Origin of the sequence: Kineococcus lubricus, from assembly GCF_050871965.1 — a bacterium.
In the GTDB taxonomy this organism is placed as follows: domain Bacteria; phylum Actinomycetota; class Actinomycetes; order Actinomycetales; family Kineococcaceae; genus Kineococcus.
Map to the genome: position 1 here is coordinate 94,648 of NZ_JBJLSK010000018.1, position 18,312 is coordinate 112,959.

Genomic DNA, 18,312 nt, shown 5'->3' on the forward strand with positions numbered 1-18,312 from the left:
ATGTTCCACCGATCCAGAGAATCGGCACATACTGTGCCGGTGGGACAACTGACCATCGACGACCTCGTCGCGCAGTCCGACCGCCTCGGCCTCACCCGCCTCGCCGGCCCGGTGGGCCCGCAGGCGGTGCTGCGCGTCGAGGTCGCCGCGCTGGAACGGCTGGCCGACGTCCCTCCCGGGACCCTCGTCGTCGTGCCCGGGGAGGAGAACCCCGCCCCCTACCGCCTCGACGTCGCGCTGCGGCGGGCCGGGGCCCGGGGCCTGGCGGGCCTGGTGCTGCTGACCGACGGGGTGCTGCCCGAGACGGCCGTGGCGCTGGCCGAGCGCGGCGGGGTCCCGGTGTTCCGCGCGGCGGGGGCGGGCCCGGCCGACGTGGCGATGGCCGTGGACCGGTTGCTGTCCGGCGGGACCTCCGAGGCCGTGCTGCGGGCCGCGACCGCCGTGGAACGCACCTCCGCGCACGCCGCGTCCCCGGACAGCACCGTGGAAACCCTCCTGGCCGCCGCCGGGAACGCCCTGGGCACCGAGCTCCACCTCGTCGACGACCCCGACGTCACGTGGTCGGACCCGCACGCGGTCTGCATCGGCGAGGTCCCCGTCGGCCGGGTCGTCGCCGCCGTCCCCGACGCCGCGACCGCCGTCGCCCTGCCCGTCGTGGCGTCGCTCGCTTCCCGTGCGGCGCAACGCAGGATGAGCGACCGCTACGCGGGCAGCCAGTCCCGGGCCGACCTCGTCGTCGAGCTCGTGCTGGCCGAGTCCTCCCGCGTGGAGGCGTTCGTGGGGCAGGCCGCGCGGCTGGGTTTCCCCCTGCACCACTCCCACGTCGTGGCCTGGCTGGAACCGACGGGCGTGACCGACCCCGGCGCGCAGGCCCCCCGCAGCGTCCAGGCGGCGCTGGAGCTGTTCGCGCTGCAACTCGTCGACGGCCGCCCCGAGACCTGGCACGTCGCGTTCCTGCAGTCCGACGTGCTGCTGGTGAGTTCGGAGGAGCACGGCGCCGCCGACCACCAGCGCCGGCTGCGCGAGGTGGGTGAACGCGTCCAGCGGCAGGCGCGCACCCTCGCCGGGCCCGGCTGGGAGTACACCCTGGGGCTGGGGACCCCGCAGATCGGGGCGGCCGGGTTGCGGCTGTCGGCGGCCGAGGCGCGCATCGCCGCCGAGTCGGCCGTCGCGGCCGGACGCGCCGGGGGCGTGGAACTGACCGACGTGACGGGGTTGCGCCGGGTCCTGCTGGACTTCTTCGCCTCACCCATCAGCCGGCGGCTGCTCGTCGACATCCTGCAGCCGCTGGACGACCTCGGCCCCGAACGGGCCGAGACCGCCGTGCGCACCCTGCTGGCCTACCTGGCCCACCGCAACTCCCTGGCCAACGCCGGCCGCGAGCTGCACCTGCACGCCAACGCCGTGGGGTACCGGCTGAAGTGGATCCGCCAGGCGCTGCGGCTGGACCTGGAGGACCCCGACACCCGGTTCGCGGTGGAACTGGCGTGCCGGGTGCGGATGCTCAGCGCCACCCGGGGGTGAGGACTCCCACGACGAGTCCGCTGCGCGGAAGGTTCCTCCAGCCCGGCCGGCGTCGTCCTCCGGAGGCCGCCCGCAGCGCTCACGGCGCCGGCCCGGCGACGCCCCACCGGTCCCCGGCGGGACACGGGAGAAACCCTTGACGCGCGCACGGCGAGCGCACGACCATGGGCCCAACCGGCCACCGAGCCGGACCGTCATCGGCCTCGACCGATCACCCGCTGCAGCCGTCGGCCGGTCGCCCATCGTCGGGTGACCCGCGACGGGTAGCAGCTCCCAGATCCCCGCCACCGGCGGAGGATGCGTCGCGCCCTCGTAGGCGGGGAGTCCGAGATGTGTCCAGGGCACGAGCACCGGGACCCGGCGCCGTGAGCCCGAACCGCGAGCCGGTGCGCGCGGTCCGGCTGACCTTCGCCTACGACTCCTCCGGGATCCGGCTGATCGACCGGACGCCGGTGGACAAGCGCGTCCCGCCGGGCGAGGACCCCGGCGCGGCGCCGTCCCCGGACACCGTCAGCGCCGAGCTGCGCACCGCGGCGGACCGGCCGACGTTCCGGGTCCGGCTGAGCCCGTACGACATCCCGCAGTCGACGGAGGTCTTCGACCCCGGCACGGAGCGCGGCGTCCACCGCGTCCCGCGCGCCCCGACCCGGGGCGCGTTCTCCGTGATCGTGCCGGACGACGCCGCCGCGCAGGACGTCGTCCTGCTCGCCGGGCCCTCGGTCGCCGCCGGGCCCGGCCCCGCCGACGCGACGGCGCGGACCTCGGGCCCGCAGGAGATCGGCCGCTACCGGCTGCGCGAGGACGGCGGGGATGGGAACGGCTGATGGGACCGTCACCGGCTCGACGAAGGTCGTCGACCACGGGGCGGACGCCGACCGCTACGTCTTCGCCGTGATGGGCGACGGGTTCACCGCGGCGGAGCAGCCCGCCTTCCAGACGGCCTGCACCGGCTTCACCACCGCGCTGCAGGCGACCAGGCCCTTCGACGCCGTCTGGAACCAGATCAACGTCCACCGGATCGACATCGAGTCCCACCAGTCCGGCGCCGACAACCCGCTGGCGTGCGGCGACGGGTCGGCGCCGACCGGCGGGGCCACCACCGCCGACACCTACCTCGACGCCCGCTACTGCGGCGACGGCAGCATCCGCCGGTTGCTGACCGTCGACAGCGGGCTCGCGCAGACCACCGCGAACGCCCGCGTGCCGGGCTGGGACGTCATCGTCGTCATCGTCAACCACGCCGAGTACGGCGGCTCGGGCGGCGGCAAGGTCGCCGTCTACTCGGTCGCCGCCGACGCGCTCGAGGTCGCGCTGCACGAGCTGGGCCACTCGGCCTATGGGCTCGCGGACGAGTACGAGTACTACCAGGGGTGCAGCAGCGGGGAGACCGACCACGACACCTACACCGGGCCGGAGCCGGGCGAGCCGAACGTCACCGCGGTCAGCGACAGGTCGACGCTCAAGTGGCGCCACCTCGTCGCCTCCGCGACCCCGGTCCCGACGACCACCAACCCCGACTGCACGACGTGCGACACCCAGGCGAACCCGGTCGGCGCGAACGACATCGGCGCGTTCGCCGGGGCGAAGTACTTCCACTGCGGCCTCTACCGGCCCGCCCACGACTGCCTCATGCGCACCGTCGGCTCGAGCCTGCCGTTCTGCGCCGTGTGCCAGGAAGCCATCAAGGCGGAGATCACCAGGGGCTCCTCGCCGGCCTGCTTCGTCGCGAGCGCGGTCTACGCCGACACCACCCACCCCGACGTCGTCTGGCTGCGGGACTGGCGCGACCGCCGGCTGCGGCCCGGCGCGCGGGGACGGACCGGCGCGCGGGCGCTGGTCGCGGTCTACGGCCGGGTCGGGCCGCCGGCCGCCCGGCACGTCCAGCGGCACCCCGCCCTCGCGCGCCTGCTGCGCGACCGGGTCCTGGGCCCGGCCGTCGGCCTCGCGCGCCGGCACGGACGGAGGGGCTGATGGCCGGGACCGCCGAAGTCGTGGTGCTGGAGCTCGCCAAGGTGCTCCAGCCGGTGGGCGACCGGCTCGCGGCACCGGGCGGGCTGGAGGCGCTGTTCGCCGACCTCGGGCTGCCGCTGCCGCAACCGGTGCGCGACGCCGCCGACGTCGTCGCCGCCGCCGGCGCCGCGGCCGCCGCCGTCGGCGAGGTGGCCCCGCTGATCGGCCCGCTCGCCGCCGCCGTCGCCGCCCGGGACGAGGGCGCGGCGGCCGCGGCGCTCACCGCGCTGCTGCCCGAGGTGACGGACGCGTTCACCAGGACCAAGGACGTCGCGGTCCGCGTCCGGGCGGCGTACGGCGCGCTCGGGCCCGCGGTCCCCGAGCTCGAGGAGGTGCTGGACCAGCTGCCGGAGCGGCTCGTCGACCTGCTCGTGGTGAGCTACCTGGAGGGCCACCGCCCCGTGGGCGCCCGCACGCTGGCGCTGCTGGGGGTCGTCGAGTCCACCCCGGTGCCCACCACCGGCCAGCGCCCGGCGCACGTGCGGCGCGACCTGCGGCTCGACCGGCTCGCCCGGCTGCTGGACGACCCCGAGGGCCTGCTCGGGGACCTGTACGGGTGGGGTGCGGCGGACCTGGACGACGCCGTCCTGTTCGAGCGCCTGCGCGCGCTGCTGACGGCGGTCGGCGTGCCGGCCGTCGTGGACCCGGCGACGCGCGAGCTGCGGGCGCTGATCCTCGTCCTGCGCGAGGCGGGCACCGTCCCGGACGCGCTCGACCTGCTCCTCGGGCTGTCGGACCTCACCGGCGCCGACGTGCAGGTGCCGATCGGCCGCGGCGGCTGGCGGCTGCGGCTGGAGGTGACCGGCGCCTTCCAGGCGGCCGCCGGGCTGCGGGTGTCCCCGCCGTTCGAGATCACGCCGCTCGCGCCCGGCGTGGCCGCGGACGCCACCCTCGGCGTCGCGCTGGAGCGCGTGGCGCCGGCCGGCGGGACCGGGACGGTCTTCGGCCGGCACGACGGGACCCGGCTCGAGGCCGCGGCGGCACGCGTCGGTGTCGGTGCCCGCTTCCAGACCGACGGCGCCGGCGTGACCGCCGTCGCGAGCGTCGAGGGGGCGATCGAGGAGGGGCGGCTCGTCGTCTCGTTCGCCGGTGCCGACGGCTTCCTCTCCTCGTTCTTCCCCACCGGCACGTCCCTGGACCTCGACGTGGCCGTCGTCTGGGACCAGGAGCGCGGCGTCTCGCTGAACGGCGGCGCCGGCCTCGCCACCGTGGTCCCCCTGGCGCTGGGGCTGGGCCCGCTGCGGATCGAGGAGGCCGAGGTCGCCTTCCGGCTGCTGACCACCGGCCTGACGCTCGAGGTGCGCGCCACCGGCGGCATCGACCTCGGCCCGATCTCCGCCTCGGTGGACCGTGTCGGGGCGGCCGCCGACCTGGCGTTCCGCGACGGCAACCTCGGCATCGCGGACCTGACCTCCCGGTTCCTGCCGCCGACCGGGCTGGGCCTGTCCATCGACGCCGGCCCCGTCAGCGGCGGCGGCTCCCTCGGGTTCGACGAGCCGAACGGCCGGTACGGCGGCACGTTCGAGGTGTCCATCGGCATCGTCGGGGTGCAGGCCACGGGGCTGCTGGACACCAGGCTCCCGGGCGGGGGCCGGGGCTACGCGCTCCTGGTGCTGATGCGGGCGAGCTTCCCGCCGATCCAGGTGGGCTTCGGGTTCGCCCTGTCGTCCGTCGGCGGCCTACTGGCGCTGAACCGGCGCATCGACGTCGACGCGCTGCGGGAGCGCATGGCGACCGGCACCGCCGGCCGGATCCTGGCCCCGGAGGACCCGGTGCGCAACGCGCCGCTGCTGCTGGCCGACCTGTCGGCGGTCTTCCCGCCGGCGGAGGGCGTCGTCGTGGTCGGGCCGACGCTGCAGATCTCCTGGGCCGAGCTGGTGCGGTTCGACATCGGGGTGTTCATCGAGCTGCCCGGTCCGCGCAAGGTCGTGCTGCTGGGGTCGGCGCGGGCCGCCGTGGAGAACCCCGGCGGCGGCCGCCCCTACCTGCAGATCCGGCTGGACGTCCTGGGCGTGGTCGACATCGCCCGGCAGGTGCTGGCGTTCGACGCGGTCCTCGTCGACAGCCACCTGCTGGAGATCCTCCAGCTCAGCGGCGGCGCGGCCTTCCGGCTGTCCTGGGGCGCCGAGCCCTACGTCGTGCTCACGGTCGGCGGCTTCCACCCCGCCTACGACCCGGCGCCGCTGGTGCTCCCGTCGAGCCTCACCCGCGTCGCGATGGTCCGCGGGGCGCCGACGGACCTGCTGTACCTGCGGTTCGAGGGCTACTTCGCGGTCACCACGAACAGCCTGCAGCTCGGTGCGAGCGTCGAGGCGATCATCAACCTCGGGCCGTTCAACATCCGCGGGTTCCTCGGCTTCGACGCGCTCATCCGCTTCCAGCCGCTGCACTTCCGGTTCTCCGTCGAGGCCTCGGTCAAGGTCCGGTGGAAGAGCCACGACGTCGGCGGGCTCGAGCTGCGCGGCGAGCTGTCCGGCCCCGGGCCGGTCGTCTTCCGCGGCAGGGTCTGCTTCGAGATCCTGTGGTTCGACATCTGCTTCGAGGAGACGATCACCCTCGGCTCCTCCAGCCCGCCCGCCGTCACCCCGGTCGCCTCGGCGCTGGCCGAGCTGCTGGGTGAGCTGGAGGACCCCCGCAACGTCCGCGCCGTGGACGCCGTCGACCGCTGGGTCGTCGTGGAGCCGGCCGACGGCGCCTCGCTGCCGGTGGTCTCCCCGCTGGGCCAGGCGGTCTGGAGCCAGGAGCGCGCGCCGCTGGGCCTGCTCCTGCAGCGGTTCGAGGGTGCGCCGCTCCTGCAGGCCGAGACGGTGACGGCGACCGGGCCGCAGGTCACCGGTCCCGAGGTGGACTGGTTCGCCCCGGGCGGCTTCACCGAGCTCGGGGACGCCGACGCGCTGAACCGGAGGGCGTTCGAGCGGCTCACCGCCGGGGTCCGGCTCGGGGTGCCCGGCACCGACGACGGCCCCGCGGCCGACGAGGTCGTCGACGTGAAGGTGGTCCGGCTGCCCGCGCCGGCGGTGCTGCTGCGCGCGCTGACCCTGCCGGCGTGGCTCCTGCGCGCGGCGGCCGGCCGCACGGGGGCGGTCGAGCGCGACGTCGTCGCGCCCCGCGTCGCGGTGCGGGACGAGGAGTGGGCCGTGCACTCCGCGGGCGCCGTCACCGGCGGGCTCTCGCAGGCCCAGGCGCACCAGCTGGCGACCGTGGCGGGCGGCGGTGCGGCCGTGGCCGCCGTCGACACCGTCGGCCCGATGGCGTTCTAGGGAGGCGACGTGGTCGACCAGAGGCTCGTGTTCCACGGGTGGACGCGGGAGCGGATCGCCGGGCTCGCCACCGGCGTGCAGGACGGCCGCGCCCGGGTCGAGGCGACCGTCCAGCTCAGCGGCACCGCGCCGTCCGGCGCCGGCACCGGCACCGGGTCCCGGCCGGTGAGGTTCCTGCTCAGCGGCCCGGGTGACGTCGTCGGGCTGGCGCCCGGAGCCGTGACCAAGCGCTACCCGTCGCCGGGCGCGCTCGACCACGAGTCCGACCGCTGCCCGTACGTCGAGCTCGCCGACCCGGCGCTGCCCTGGCGTTACACCCCCGCCCCCAAGCCGGCGGCGGGCACCGGCGCGCTGCACCCGTGGCTGGTCCTGGTCGTCGGCACCGAGGACGAGCTCGCCCTGACCGCCGACCGGGTGACGCTGGGCCTCGCCGTCCAGGAGCTGCACCCCCTGGGAGGCCCGTCCGACCCCCACCCCTGGGCGCACGTGCAGGTCGACGCGGAGGGCCGGCGCGTCTCCCGCGTCCTGTCCGGGCGGCGGCTCGACGCCGGCGTCGACCACGTCGCGGTGCTCGTGCCGGCGTTCGACGCGGCCGGCCAACGGCTGTGGACCGGTGCCGCGGCGGTGACGGTGCCCCTCTTCGACCACTGGCGGTTCCGGACGGCGACACCGCCCGGGAGCTTCGAGGACCTGGCCGCCCGGCTCGAGCCGGGCGTCGCGCCCCGGGACACCGGCCGGGCCCCGCTGGACTACCCGCGCGTGCCCACCGCCGGGGACCTGGAGGTCCGTGGTGCGCTGGCCCCGCTCGGGGTGGGGGACGACCCGCTGCCGGGCGACGTCGCGGCCGACCTCGACGGGCTGCGCACGCCCGCACGAGACGCCGCGGGGCGGCCGATCGTGGGGCTGCCGCGCTACGGGGAGGCGTGGCGGGCCGGGGCACCCGAGGAGACGACCTGGGGGACCGGGCTGAACACCGACCCCCGCGACCGCGGCGTCGCCGGGCTCGGGCTCGAGCTCGGCACCCGGCTGCAGGAGGAGCTGGCCGCGGAGGCCAGCGCCTCCCTCGGGGCGCTCGCCGAGGCCCGTCAGCGCGTCCGCGACCTCGTCACGGGGCTGCGCGCCTCCGGTGGCCTGTGGCGGCGGCGCCTGCCCCGCGACCCGGTCGACGCGCTGTGGCTGCTCGGACCCGGTCTCGGGCGCGTGGTCACGCCGCAGGGAACGGTCGCGCAGCTCGCCACCGCCCCGGACCGCGCGCTGCCGGCCGGGATCTTCTCCACCGCGGCACGGCGCGCGCTGCGCGTGCGGACCGCCCGCACCGGCCCGCTCGTCCAGGCGCCGACCCCGCGCGCGCTGCTCGCCGCCGCCAACCGGTGCCCGCCCGCACCGAAGCCGCGCGACGACGGCGTCCCGCTGGCCGCGCTCGGCATCGACGGGCAGACCCTCCTCGAACGCCTGCGCGCCGCGGCCCGGACCGGCGAGGTCGACGTGCGCGCGATCGCCGACCGTGCCGCCGAGCTCGCCGGCCACGCCGTCGACCAGCTGCGCGACTTCGCGGGGGAGGTCGCAGCCCGCCTCGGCCGGTCGGCGGACGAGGGCACCCCCGCACCGTGGGCGCAGGGGCTGGCCCTGCTGGTCGCGGCGGCCGCCGTCGACCCGCAGGACGAGGACGAGGTCCGTCGCCTGGCCGTCGAGCTGCGCACGTTCCTGGCCCGGTACCCCGAGCCGGCGGGCGAGCTCGACCTGCCCGACCTCGTCGTCGCGGTCGACGAGCCGAAGCCCGAGGAGCCCCCCTGCCGGCCGGTCGACCTCGACGCGCTGGCGGCCGGCGTGCTGGCCGCCTTCGACCCCACGCGCGAGGACGGCGCCGCCCGCGTGCGCGTGCTGGCGACCGTCGACGGCCTGGACCCGGCTCAGCCGCTCGCGCCGCCGGAGGTCTGCGTCGGGCTGGACCGGCCGGTGTGGGCCGACGTCGAGGACGCCTTCCCCGAGTGGCTGCTGCCGGGCGTCGCCGCCCTGCCGGAGGACTCCGTCATCGCGGTCGAGACGAACCCGCGGTTCGTCGACGCCCTCCTCACCGGGCTGAACACCCAGCTGCTCGGTGAGCTGCGCTGGCGCAACGTCCCGGTGGCCACCGGCTGCACGCCGCTGCGGGTGTTCTGGGACCGTGCCGACACCGGCGACGGCACCCGGGTGGACGACGTGCGCGGCATCGCCGCCTGGGCGGACGACACCGGGCTGGGCGACCCGCAGCACCGCCCGGCCGGCGCGAGCGGACGCGACCTGGTCGTCCTGGTGCGCGGGCACCTGTTCCTGCGCTACCCCGCCACGGTCGTCTACCTGACCCCGGCCCGCACCACCGGGGGCGTCCCGGACTTCGGTGTGGACCCGGACCCGGACCCGGCGGTCCGCGTCCTGCCCTCGTTCCAGGGCCGCATCGGCCGGGACGTGAGCTTCTTCGGGTTCCAGGGGTTCGCCCCGGAGGACGTGCTGACGCACTGGGTCGTCTTCGAGGAGCCGCCCGCCGGCTACCGGTTCGGCAACGACGTGTCCACCGCGGAGCAGCCGCACACCTGGGCCCGGGCCGCCTTCGCCTCGCCCGTGCGGGTGCTCATCCGCGGCGACCGCCTCGACCCGGAGGGACCGTGATGAGCCCGACCGGCACGTCCGACGAGCCGTTCGACCCCGGACGCGAGGCCGCGCGACGTCGTCGGTCGCTCGTCGCGGCACTCGCCGAGCTGGACGAGGCGGTCGAGCTGGAGCGGGCCCGGGTGCACGACCTGCCGGGGCTGCCGGTCGCCGGGTCGCCCCGGGAGGTGACCGCGGCGCCGGTGGGCGGCCACGACCTCGGTGCGGCGCGACAGGCGGCCCGGCGCCTGGGGGACCTGGCCGCGCGGCGCGATGCCCTCGCCGTCGAGCTGAGGGGGGTGGACCTGGCCGCCCGCTCGCCGGAGGAGTGCGCGGCGCGCGCCGTCACGTGGCTCAACGGGCTGGGCGGCGCCGAGCAGCTCCGCGCCGAGCTGCGTCCCGACCCCGGCCGGGGGCGGCCCCCGCTCGGCCGCCCCCCGCTCGACCGACCGCCGTTCCCCCAGCCTCGGCCGGACCCGGTGACGCTCCGGGTCGCCGCGGCGGTCCTGGCGTTCCGGGACGCCCAGCCCGGCGGCGTGCTGCTGTCGCTGACGGACCTGCAGGGGGTCCGCGGGGTGACGGCCGAGGTGCTGCGCCACCTGCTCCACACCGGGCGCGTGCTGCTCGAGGAGGAGCAGCCCGAGCCCGAGCCGGAACCCGTGCCCGTCGAGGTGGCGGTGCTGCTGCCGCTGCGGATCGAGACGCGGTTCAAGCCCGGCACCCTGCTGCTGCGGGTCGTCCCCGACGAGCCGTGGTTCACCCGCCACGACGACCTGGTCTCCGAGGGCGAGCTGACCGCGCTGGGGCGCTACCTCGAGGCCGCCGCACAGGCGCCGGACGAGGCGACCCGGGGGCAGGCCTGGCGCGAGCTCGCCGGCCAGGTCGGCGCGCCGCGGGCCGCGTTCCTCGTGCGCAGCCGGGCGGTCGCGCGCGCCGACGGCACCGTCGTCGTGCGTCCACCGGCCGCCGGCGAGCTGCGCACGGGACCCACCTTCCCGCGCATCGAGGGGTTCCCCGAGACGCTGACGGTCTGGCTCGCGCGGGGCGGCGCGGCGCCGGTGCCGGTGCTCACGCTGCCCGTCGACCGGGCCCGGCTGCTCGCCGACTTCCCCGACCCCGAGGCTCCCGCGGACCGCCGCTGGTGGGAGAGCTGGGACGAGGCCGTGCGGGCCGGCCTGGCCGGGACGATCCCGCTGGACGGCGACCCGGACGACATCGACGTCCTCTACGTCACCGGGCTCGGCGACGGCGACCCCGCGGCGCTGTTCCGCGACCAGGCCGACGACGGCCGGCTCGCCGTGCTGGCACCCGGGACGGCGACGAACACGGTCGAGGGGGCGCCGGCGGCCCCGCTCGGCACGGACCCGGACACGTGGTGGGAGGTGCTGCAGTCCGCGCCCGGGGAGACCGACCGCGTCGTGTCCGCGGCCCTCACGGGCGACCCGGAGCTGCTCGGCCACCTGCCCGGGTCCCAGGACCCGCACCAGCGGTGGAACAGCGCGATGGTCGCCGGCCTGTGGCCCGCGCTGTGGGGGTTCGCCGCCCGCGACGTGTGGGCGCTGCCCCGCGGCGCCGACGACGCTCCCTCCTGGGCGCGGCACGCGCTGTTCCCCGAGGGGCCCTACCCGACCCTGCGGGTGGGCCAGCAGCCCTACGGCCTGCTCCCCGCCAGCGCGCTGTCCCGCTGGGTGCCCGGTCCCGGCGACCCACCCCTCGAAGCCGGGCTGCTGGACCACCTGCGCCGGCTGCGGGAGGCCTACCGGGACGCCGCCGAGCGGCGCGGCACGGTCGACGGCGCCACGACGGAACAGCTGCTGGACCTGATCGGCCAGGTGCCGGCGTCCCCGCTGCTGCGGCACCGCTGCGCCTGGCCGCTGGAGCTGTGGTGGTACTTCCTGGTGCTGTCCGGTTCCGGGCTGCCCTGGGAGGAGCTCGACCGGGCCTGGCACGACCGGTACCCCACGGTGGGGAAGTCGGGGCTGCGGCCCGCGCGCCGGTACGGCACCACCACCGGCTCGCGCCGGCTGGAGCTCCCGCTGGTCGTCCCGCCGGAGCTGCCGGGCGACCGCACCGTGGGCGGCGTGCTCGCGGACCTCGTCGGCTACGCCCGGGAGATCCCGAGCATCTTCGCCCGGACCGAGGTCCTCGAGCTGGAGATGCTCCGGTTCCCGCCGGACAGCCTGCTGCTGCGGCTCGCCGTCCGGTCCCTGCAGGTCGCGATCGGCGACCGGGGGCGCGCCCTGCTCGGCGAGGACCCTCCCGGCCCCGAACCGGTGGTGCGCGACGCCGGGACCCCGGGCCGGCTGCAGAGGTGGATCGAGAGCACGGGCTCCGACGCGCTCCGCGACGGCTCCCCGGAGGCCGAGCGGTTCGAGCTGGTCGCGGACGGGCTGCGGGAGCTGGCCACGATGGTCGACGACCACCCGGACCGGGCCGCGCGTGCGCTCACGGCCACGGTCGACACCGCCGCGCTGCGCATCGACCCGTGGCTCACCGGCCTGCCGGCCCGCCGGCTGCAGGCGCTGCGCGACCGTGGCGCGACCTCCGGCCTGGGCGCGTACGGCTGGGTGGACCGGCCCTGCCCCGGGACGCCCGGACCGACGGCCGCCGGCCTGCTGCACGCGCCGTCGCCGGGCCAGGCGGTCACCGCGGCGATCCTGCGCGACCGCGCGGTCAACGACCCGGCCGACCACCGCTGGGACCTGGACCTCACCTCCCGCAGCGTCCGGGACGCCGACGCGGTCGCCGAGCACGTCCGCGTCGGCGCGCACCCGGGTGAGGCGGTGGGGCGCGAGGTGGAGCGCGTCGTCGGTGACCCGGCGGTCGTCGCGCGCCTGCGCCGCGAGCACCCGCTGCGGAGTGAGCACGCGGGCCGGCGCGTGTGCGACGGCCTGGCCGTGCTCGACGCCGACCCCGCCACCCTGGGGCTGACCGAGCCCGCGCTGGCGGGGCTCGCGCGCCTGCGCGCCGCGCTGGACACCTACGGCGACGTGCTGGTGGCCGAGGCCGTCCACCACGTGACCGAGGGGCGGCCCGAGGTCGCCGGGGCCGTCATGGACGCTGCCGCCGGGCTGTCCCGCCCCCCGCACCTCGGTCTGCTGCGCACCCCGCGGGAGGGCAGGGCGGTGACGACCAGCGTCGTCCTCGTGCTGCCCGACGTGGCCGCGCCGGCCGACCCGCCCACCGGTGCCGAGCGGGCGCTGGTCGCCCCCGCGGCCGTCGCCGACCCCGCGGCGGCGGCGTGGCTGGCGCGGCAGGTCGGCGAGGCCGCGGACTGGGTGTTCGAGGTGGCCCCGGTCGACTCCGGCGGCGTCGCGACCGGGGCGCCGGTGCCGGTGCCGCTCGCCGACCTCGGGCTCGCGCCCGCGGACGCCCTCGCGCTGCCCCGCACCGACCTGGAGCGGCTCGCCGCCACCGCCGGCGCCGTCACCCTCGGGGCCGACCCCGCGCAGGTCGCCGTCGTGGGCGGCGACGCGGGCGGGCGGTACGAGGCCGCGGCCCGGCTGGTGGCGCTGGTCGGGCGCCGGCCGGCGGGGCCGGACGCGGTGGTCGAGGACGCCCGGACCGACGTCGACCTGCGCCCGCTGCGGGCCGACGTCCTGGCCCGCTACACCCGGCTGCGCTCCACCGCGACCCTGCTCCGGTCCGAGCTGGACGCCCAGCTCGCGGTGACCGGCCCCGACGGCGGGCTCGGGGCCGCGGACGCCGCGACCCTCGACCGGCTCGTGCGCGCGGCGCGGGCGTGGGGCGTCGCGCCCGAGCCCGCGGGTCCACCGCGGGGCACCGGCGTGGACCCCGGGCAGTGGCGGCTGGTCGCGACCGCGGCGCGTGCCCGGGACCTGCTGGCGGCCCGCGTGACGGCCGCGCCGTCCACCGACCCGCCGGGTGGCGGCGAGCCGTCGCCCGCCGCCGCGCTCGCCCCCGAGGACCTGCTGGACGCCCTCGCGGCGCTCGTCTCCCCGACGGGTCAGGTCGCCGTCACGGGCCGCCTGCCGCGCGCGGACCTGCCCGCGATGTCGGTGGACCCGGCGCTGGCGACCGCGTGGCTGCCGACCGTCTCGGCGGTGCGCGAGACCCTCGCCCACGTCGACGTCCACCGGCTGGCCGCCGGGACCGCCGCGGGCGCGGCGGACGCGCTGGCGCTGTGGACCACGAAGCCCGGGGACGTGTGGCAGCGGGCCGCGGCCGACGCGCGCGGCATGGTCGTCGCGTGTGCCGACCCGACGCTGGACCTGGCGGCCCCGGACGGCGCGGGGAGCGTCGCCGTCGGCGTCGTCGACCGCTTCGCCGAGGTGGTGCCGAGCCAGGAGCAGACCACGGGCGCGGCCTTCGGCTTCGACGCCCCGGCCGCCAGGGCGCCGCAGGCGGTGCTCCTGGCGGTGCCACCCGATCCGGCCGCCGCGCTGGACGAGGCCACCCTCGTCGACGTCGTCGCCGACGTCCGGCTCCTCGCCCGCGTGCGCACGGCGCGGCTGGTGGACCTCGGCGACGACCTGCGGGGTCTGCTGCCCACGTCGCTGCTGCCCGCCACCGGCGCGACCGCCGTGCCGCTCGAACCGACCCGGAGGTAGCCGTGGCCCTGGTGTTCGACTCCGTCCGCCGGCTCGAGGCCGACCCCTGGCAGACCGACCTGGCCCTGGGGTTCCGCGCCGAGGTCGCCGACCCCGCCTGGCTCCTGGGGCGGCAGTGGCAGCTCGGCGAGCACCGCGGGGAGGACGCGTCCTCGCCGGTGCGCGTCACCTACCGCGCCCGCCTCACGCCCATCGACCCGATCGCCGGCCAGACGCACCTGGACCCCCGGACGACGCCCGCGGAGGCCGTCGTGGAGTCCGAGCCGGGGCAGTGGTGGACGCCCGGGCGCCGGGTGAGCGCCGGCCGCGCGGTCGCGGCGGCGGCGGCCGGGGCCGGCACCCCGCTGCCCGCCGAGGAGGGCCTCCTGCTCGCGGCGCTGCCGGTGCCCTACGACGTGCTGGACGGCACCGGGTACGACGGGCGCGCGCTGTGGCGCGAGCGCGCGCGCCTCGGGCTGCCCGACCCCTGGTTCGGCCCCGACCGGGCGCCGGACCCCGAGCCCGCGGACCTGTGGGACTCCGCCGAGCTGACCCACGGCGCGGACTTCCACGCCGGCGGCGTCACCCTCGCGCTGCGGCGGCACGACGGCGGCGACCTCGACTGGTACTCGGTGGACGCGACGGCGCCCCTGCCCCCGCCGGCCGAGCCGGCGCCGGAGCGGTCGCTGTACCCCGGCCGGGTCCGCTTCCGCGGCGCCCCGCTGCCGCGGTGGTGGCAGATCGAGGACGCGGCCGTCGACGTCGGCGGGTACCCGCCGGACCGCGCGCACTTCGCGACCCTGCTGCTCGTCGACCTCCTGGTCAACCAGTCCGACGACTGGTTCTCCTTCCCGGTCCAGGCGCGCGCCGGGCACGTCGTCACCCTCGACGAGGTCGTCGTCCTGGACTCCTTCGGCGACCCCTGGACGCTCGAGGCGCCGACCGACTGGAGCATGTTCGCCACCGACGGTCTCGACCGCAGCTCGCTCGTGGTGTGGGGGACCGCGGCCACGCCGCTGGTCGGACCGGTGCTGGACGAGGTGGTCATCGGGGTGGACGAGGACGCCAACCTCGTCTGGGCGGTCGAGCAGCGGCTGCGGGGCCGCGCCGTGCCCAGCGACGACGACCCGCCGCCGGAGCCGCCCGCGCACCTGGACGCCACCGGTCGCGCCGGGTTCGCCTACCGCCCGATGACGCGGGTGCCGCCGCGGTGGCACCCCTACGTCGTGGAGGAGGTCGCCGGACGCCGCCGCTTCGTCCAGGGCCGGGCCGCCGACCTGTCCGGGCCGACCGCGGTCCTGCTGCCCGAGGCCGAGAGCGACCTGCTCGTGGACCCCGCCTCGGGCGGCGTCCACCCCACGCACCAGCTGGAACCGGCCGCCGTCCCGCAGGACGGCGTGCGCGTCGAGCGGCGCGCCGTGCTGGCGCGCGCGACCGACGGGTCCCCGGTGCTGTGGACGCAGCGACGCCGTCAGCCGCTGCTCACCCCGCCGGCGCTGCGGCTGCGGTTCGACACCGTGGAGGCCGTGCCCCCCGCCTGAGCGCACCGGCCGACCGGTGACGCGGTCAGCTCCCGGACCGCCCACCGCCACCTGCGGGAACACCGTCAGCACGGCGGTCCCGTCCAGGTCGTCACCGGTCCGGACGGGCCACCGGGGCGGGCAGGTCCTCGACCGCCGCACACGGGGCGGGAACTCCTGCGGTGACGCCGCACGTGCTCCGGCGATTCACGCGACCCGCTCGGCGCGGCGCGCGGTGCGGGCCAGGGCCAGCACGAACTCCGGCCACAGCTCCCGCGGGACGTCGTGCCCCATCTCCTCGTACACGTGGACCTCGGCGTGCGGCAGGAGCTCGGCCGTGACCAGCGCCGAGCGCCAGTGCACGCTCTGGTCGCCGCGGCCGTGCAGGACGACGGTGGGCACGGTGACCCGCGCGAGCTCGGCGCGGCGTTCCAGCGGCCCGCGGATCATCGCGTTCCACTGCCGCAGCAGCCCGTCGGGCCGGTAGACCCGGTCGTAGTAGCGCCTCCCGAGCTCGGCCGACTCCTGCGCGTCGAAGGGGAACCCGGGGGAGGCGTAACCGCGCTGGCCGCGGACGAACATCTCGACGTACGCCTCGCGGGTGAGCAGCTCGGGCAGCTCGGTGAGGGGTTCCACCTCCCCGGCGGGGCCGACCAGGAACTCCGGCTCGCTGGAGGGGCACGTCGACATCAGCCCCAGGCTGGCGACGCGCCCGGGGTGGCGGATCGCGACGAGCTGCACGATGAAACCCCCCATCGACATCCCGGTCAGGTGCGCGGCCGGGAGGCCAAGGTGGTCGAGCAGGGCCACCACGTCGTCGGCCATGTCGGCCAGGTCGTACGTCGCGGTGAGGTCGTCGGGGCCGGCGGTCATCTGGCTCAGGCCCACGTCGCGGTTGTCGGGCCGGACCACGAAGAACCCCGCCGCGGCGAGCTGCTCGACGAACCCCTCGGGCCAGCCGATGAGCTGGGCCCCACCGCCGTGCACGAGCACCAGGGGGCGTCCGCCGGGGTCCCCGGTGGTCTCGTAGTGGATCGTCACGCCGGTGGGGGTGGTCGTCGTCGGCACGGGCTCACGCGTCCTCGAGGTCGAGCGCGGCACCCATGACGGGCACCGAGCGCAGCAGTTCACGGGTGTAGGGGTCGGACGGGTCGGCCAGCACGGCCTCGGTGGGGCCGTGCTCGACGATGCGCCCCGACCGCATGACGCTCACCTCGTCGCTGACGTAGCGGACGACGGCCAGGTTGTGCGAGATGAACAGCATCGTCAGCGACAGTTCCGCCTGGAGCTCGCGCAGCAGGTTCAGCACGACGCCCTGCACGCTGACGTCGAGGGCGGAGGTGATCTCGTCGGCCACGAGCACGGCGGGTTCGGCGGCCAGCGCCCGGGCGATGGTGATCCGCTGCCGCTGCCCGCCGGAGAACCGCGCGGGGAGGTCGGCGCCGCGCGCGGGGTCGATGTGCACCAGGTCCAGCAGTTCACGCACCCGGGCCTCCCGGACCGCGCGGGTGAACGTCCGGCCGGTGGCGAGCAGGCCCTCGGCGACGGACCGCCCGACGGGCACCCGGGGGTCGAGGGCGGACGCCGGGTCCTGGAACACCATCTGCACCCGGCGCCGCGCGAGCCGGGCGGCGCGGGAGCGGTCGGCGATGTCCACCCCGTCGAGGCGGACGGTCCCCGCGCTGACGCGCTCCAGCCCCACGGCGACGCGCGCCACCGTCGACTTGCCCGACCCGGACTCCCCGACCAGACCGTGCGTCGTGCCGGGGCGGACCCGCAGCGTGGCGTCCTCGACGGCCGTGACGGCGGTGCGCCCGCGGCCGTACCGGACGGTGACGCCGGAGAACTCCAGTTCGCTCACGTGAGGACCTCCTGCTCCTCGGCGCCCAGCACCGGCAGCGGCCGGGTCCGGTCGGTGGTCATGTCCGGCACGCAGGCGATGAGCCCCTGCGTGTAGGGGTGCCGGGCGCCGGCCAGCTCACCCGCGCGCAGCTGCTCCACCACCGCGCCGTCCTTCATGACGACGACGCGGTCGCAGAACCCGCTGACCAGGGCGATGTCGTGGGAGATCAGCAGGATCGCCGCACCGGTCTCGCGCTGGGCGTCGCGCAGCGCGCGCAGCACCTGGCGCTGGACGGTGACGTCGAGGGCGGTGGTGGGTTCGTCGGCGATGATGAGCCGCGGGGAACCCATGAGCCCCATCGCGATCATCGCGCGCTGCCGCATCCCGCCGGAGAACTCGTGGGGCAGTTGCCGCAGCCGCTCGGCGGGTTTCGGGATCCGCACCAGGGCCAGCGCGGCCAGGGCCCGCCGGGTCGCCTCGGCGTGCGGGGTGCGGGCGTGGACCTCGAGGGCCTCGGTGAGCTGCCGGCCCACGGTCAGGGCGGGGTTCAGCGAGGACAGCGGGTCCTGGAACACCACGGCCTGCTCCAGCCCGAGCCGGCGGCGCTGCTCGGGGCCGAGCCGGCGGCGCACGTCGACGTCCCCGAACGACAGTTCCTCGGCGGTGACGAGGGCCTCCGGGCCGAGCAGCCCGGCGACGGCCATCGCGGTCACCGACTTGCCCGACCCCGATTCGCCGACGATGCCGACGGTCTCGCCCGGGGCGACGGTCAGGTCGACCCCGTGGACGCGTTCGACGAGGGCGCCGTCGTCGCCGCGGAACGCCACCCGCAGGCCGCGGACGGCCACCAGGTCCGGCCCGGTGACCGCGGCGGGGGGGGGGGGGGGGGGGGGGGGGGGGGGGGCGCCGGGGGGGGGGGGGGGGGGGGGGGGGGGGGGGGGGGGGGGGGGGGGGGGGGGGGGGGGGGGGGGGGGGGGGGG

The 18,312-nt window shown here is 77.4% G+C and carries 10 protein-coding genes; 7 read left to right on the plus strand and 3 right to left on the minus strand.

What is annotated here, in order from left to right; translation table 11 throughout:
• Window positions 1-39 precede the first annotated feature (39 nt).
• The 7 genes from ACRYRX_RS15200 (at window position 40) to ACRYRX_RS15230 (ending at window position 15,510) form a co-directional block, all read left to right on the plus strand.
• Window positions 40-1,524 (plus strand): PucR family transcriptional regulator, encoded by a 1,485-nt coding sequence (locus tag ACRYRX_RS15200; RefSeq protein ID WP_432513055.1) that lies wholly within the window; start codon window positions 40-42, stop codon window positions 1,522-1,524.
• A 365-nt stretch (window positions 1,525-1,889) separates the two neighbouring features.
• The gene (locus ACRYRX_RS15205) at window positions 1,890-2,348 is read left to right on the plus strand and encodes a hypothetical protein (RefSeq protein WP_432513056.1); all 459 of its coding nucleotides are present in this window, start codon (window positions 1,890-1,892) and stop codon (window positions 2,346-2,348) included.
• Complete coding sequence (locus tag ACRYRX_RS15210) at window positions 2,335-3,495, plus strand: M64 family metallopeptidase (protein WP_432513058.1); 1,161 nt, start codon at window positions 2,335-2,337, stop codon at window positions 3,493-3,495. Before ACRYRX_RS15205 ends, ACRYRX_RS15210 begins: the two co-directional genes overlap by 14 nt.
• The gene (locus tag ACRYRX_RS15215; RefSeq protein WP_432513060.1) at window positions 3,495-6,794 is read left to right on the plus strand and encodes a DUF6603 domain-containing protein; all 3,300 of its coding nucleotides are present in this window, start codon (window positions 3,495-3,497) and stop codon (window positions 6,792-6,794) included. The genes ACRYRX_RS15210 and ACRYRX_RS15215 overlap by 1 nt, the downstream gene beginning before the upstream one ends.
• 9 nt (window positions 6,795-6,803) lie before the next feature.
• Window positions 6,804-9,440 (plus strand): hypothetical protein, encoded by a 2,637-nt coding sequence (locus ACRYRX_RS15220; protein WP_432513062.1) that lies wholly within the window; start codon window positions 6,804-6,806, stop codon window positions 9,438-9,440.
• Window positions 9,440-13,990 carry a hypothetical protein gene (locus tag ACRYRX_RS15225; RefSeq protein WP_432513064.1) on the plus strand — a complete coding sequence of 1,517 codons (4,551 nt, stop codon included), beginning with the start codon at window positions 9,440-9,442 and terminating at the stop codon, window positions 13,988-13,990. Before ACRYRX_RS15220 ends, ACRYRX_RS15225 begins: the two co-directional genes overlap by 1 nt.
• Before the next feature lie 2 nt (window positions 13,991-13,992).
• Entirely contained in the window at window positions 13,993-15,510 is a 1,518-nt protein-coding gene (locus ACRYRX_RS15230; RefSeq protein WP_432513065.1) for a hypothetical protein, read from the plus strand.
• Window positions 15,511-15,696: 186 nt separating this feature from the next.
• Here the strand turns inward: ACRYRX_RS15230 and ACRYRX_RS15235 are convergent, their stop codons facing one another.
• Genes ACRYRX_RS15235 through ACRYRX_RS15245 form a run of 3 tightly spaced genes read right to left on the minus strand, consistent with a single transcriptional unit; the run spans window position 15,697 to window position 18,180 of the window.
• Entirely contained in the window at window positions 15,697-16,557 is an 861-nt protein-coding gene (locus ACRYRX_RS15235) for an alpha/beta fold hydrolase (protein WP_432513066.1), read from the minus strand.
• A gap of 4 nt (window positions 16,558-16,561) precedes the next feature.
• Window positions 16,562-17,350: an ABC transporter ATP-binding protein gene (locus ACRYRX_RS15240; protein ID WP_432513068.1), complete on the minus strand. Its 789-nt coding sequence runs from the start codon at window positions 17,348-17,350 to the stop codon at window positions 16,562-16,564.
• The gene (locus tag ACRYRX_RS15245) at window positions 17,347-18,180 is read right to left on the minus strand and encodes an ABC transporter ATP-binding protein (protein WP_432513069.1); all 834 of its coding nucleotides are present in this window, start codon (window positions 18,178-18,180) and stop codon (window positions 17,347-17,349) included. Before ACRYRX_RS15245 ends, ACRYRX_RS15240 begins: the two co-directional genes overlap by 4 nt.
• Window positions 18,181-18,312 lie beyond the last annotated feature (132 nt).